At 46.0% G+C, this 2,341-nt stretch carries 1 protein-coding gene; it reads left to right on the top strand.

The genetic code is table 11. The annotated features are described in order from the left end of the window. Positions 1-2,341, top strand: a 2,341-nt coding sequence (locus A4R26_RS08250) for a non-ribosomal peptide synthetase (RefSeq protein ID WP_133054595.1), incomplete at both ends; no start/stop codon positions are given.

The raw sequence follows: 2,341 nt of genomic DNA, 5'->3' as shown, positions 1-2,341 counted from the left end.
TTGTGTCGAAAGATCTTCGTAATAGCCATCAACCAGCCCAGGCGGTTGAAAAGCTGGTGCGGGAACAATTTGTACAGCCTTTTGATCTTGCTTCAGGTCCGATGCTGCGGGCCGGGTTGTTTCAAACCGGCGATAGTAAATGGATCTTTACCTATGTAATGCATCACATCATCAGCGATGGCTGGTCAATGAATGTTTTACTCAATGAATTACTTACTTTTTATAGGTCATACGAGAGTGGCGAAGAACCGACACTGGCTTCTTTGCGCATTCAGTTTAAAGATTATGCATCCTGGCAACAGCAACTAAACGATGATGCAATAGAGGTTCATAAAACCTATTGGTTGCAACAAATGGAAGGTCCGCTTCCGGTGCTGGACCTGCCTGCAGACCGGCTACGCCCTGCCGTTAAAACATACAATGGAAGTAACCTGATCACTACATTAGATGCAAACGGAACGCAAGGGTTAAAAACGCTGGTAAGGCAACAGGGGGCCACCTTGTTTATGGGGTTATTGGCCCTGGTGAAAACATTACTATATCGCTATACCGGGCAGCAGGATATTATCATCGGCAGCCCCATAGCGGGCAGGGACCGGGAAGAAATGGAACATCAGCTGGGATTATATGTAAATACACTGGCGCTAAGGACCAGGTTTAGCGGAGATGGCAGTTTCATGGACTTGCTGGATAATGTAAAACAGGTAGCCATGGCTGCTTATGATCACCAGTTGTATTCGTTTGATGCGCTGGTTGATGCCCTGGATCTGCCGCGCGATCTCAGTCAAAATCCATTATTCGAGGTAATGGCGATCCTGCAACCTGCAAACGAGGATGGCCGCAACAGACGCGAACAACAGGACAAACTTGCAATAAGCAGCCTGCATAAACAATTCGAAAGCCCGGTCAGCAAATTTGACCTGAGCTTTAGCTTCCTGGAAAAAGATAAAACAATAGAGGTAAGTGTTGAATACAACAGCGATATTTTTAACCAGAATACCATGCTGCGCCTGTCTTCGCATTTGAACCAGCTATTGACCGCTATTACCATCGATCCATTGAAACCGATCAAATACCTGGATTATTTGAGTGATGTTGAGAAACATCAGTTGTTTACAGATTTCAACAAAACAACGGCCCCATATCCCAAAGAGAAAAGCATCATTGATATGCTGGAATCGCAGGTATTGTTGTATCCGCATAAAATAGTGATACAGGATGAAGAAGGGGTTGTTACTTATAGTGAATTAAACCGGAAGGTAAACCTGGTGGCCAAAAGCATCATCGATGCATTTGGCACTGAGGATAAAGCGCCTGTTGGCGTGCTGTTATCAAGATCGGCTGAACTGGTGGCCGTTTTATTGGGTGTTATGAAATCGGGCCGGGCCTATATACCCCTGGATAGCAGGTATCCTGTTCAAAGGTTGAATTATATACTTCAGCAAAGCGGTTGCACTTTGTTGATAACAGAAGAAAAAGCTATGCTGCCGCTGGATACAGCCGGCATGAGTATGTTGAGGCTGGAAGATATTCTGGAATTGGATAGGGAAGAATATGCTGTCAGCAGCCTTGCTTCGGCCAGTGATGTTGCATATATCATTTATACCTCCGGCTCAACGGGTAATCCGAAAGGAATAGCAATCAAACACCGGTCGGTAGTGAACTTTTTAACCAGTATGCAAAAGCAGCCCGGGTTGAAAGACGGCGAGCTGGTTCTTGCCGCCAGCACCATCTCATTTGACATTTCTGTATTGGAGTTGTTTCTGCCCTTGCTGAGTGGAGGCTGTATGTATATCGTAAGCGCCGGCACATTGGCTGACCCGCAGCGGATCATAGCAAAGTTGCAGCAAGTAAAGCCTGCTGTGATACAGGCTACACCTGCATTTTATCAAATGCTTTTCGAAAGCGGCTGGCAGGGCCAAAAAGGATTGAAGGTGTTATATGGCGGTGACCTGCTGAGTGAATCGCTGGCTGACAAGATCTTGAAAAGCTGCGGTGAGTTGTGGAATATGTACGGTCCTACCGAAACCACTGTTTGGGCTACTCTTAAAAAAATTGAAAAGGCCGCTGACACCGGTAATGTAGGCAAACCTATCCATAACACTACAATCTATATCACAGACGAACAGTTACAACCGGTTCCTGTTGGCATTCCGGGATCGATCTATATCGGGGGCGACGGACTGGCACTGGGTTATTACCGGCAGGAAGCATTGACGGCAGAACGTTTTATCAGCAGCCCGTTTAATGAAGAACAAAAGATATATGATACCGGAGATGTAGGTAAGTGGAATGCTGATGGCACCATAACGTTCTTAGGCCGAAAGGATAACCAGGTAAA

The sequence above is a fragment of the Niastella populi genome, assembly GCF_002078015.1.
GTDB lineage: Bacteria > Bacteroidota > Bacteroidia > Chitinophagales > Chitinophagaceae > Niastella > Niastella populi.
Note: the sequence above shows the minus strand (reverse complement) of the source record. Positions and strands in the feature narration are given on the sequence as shown.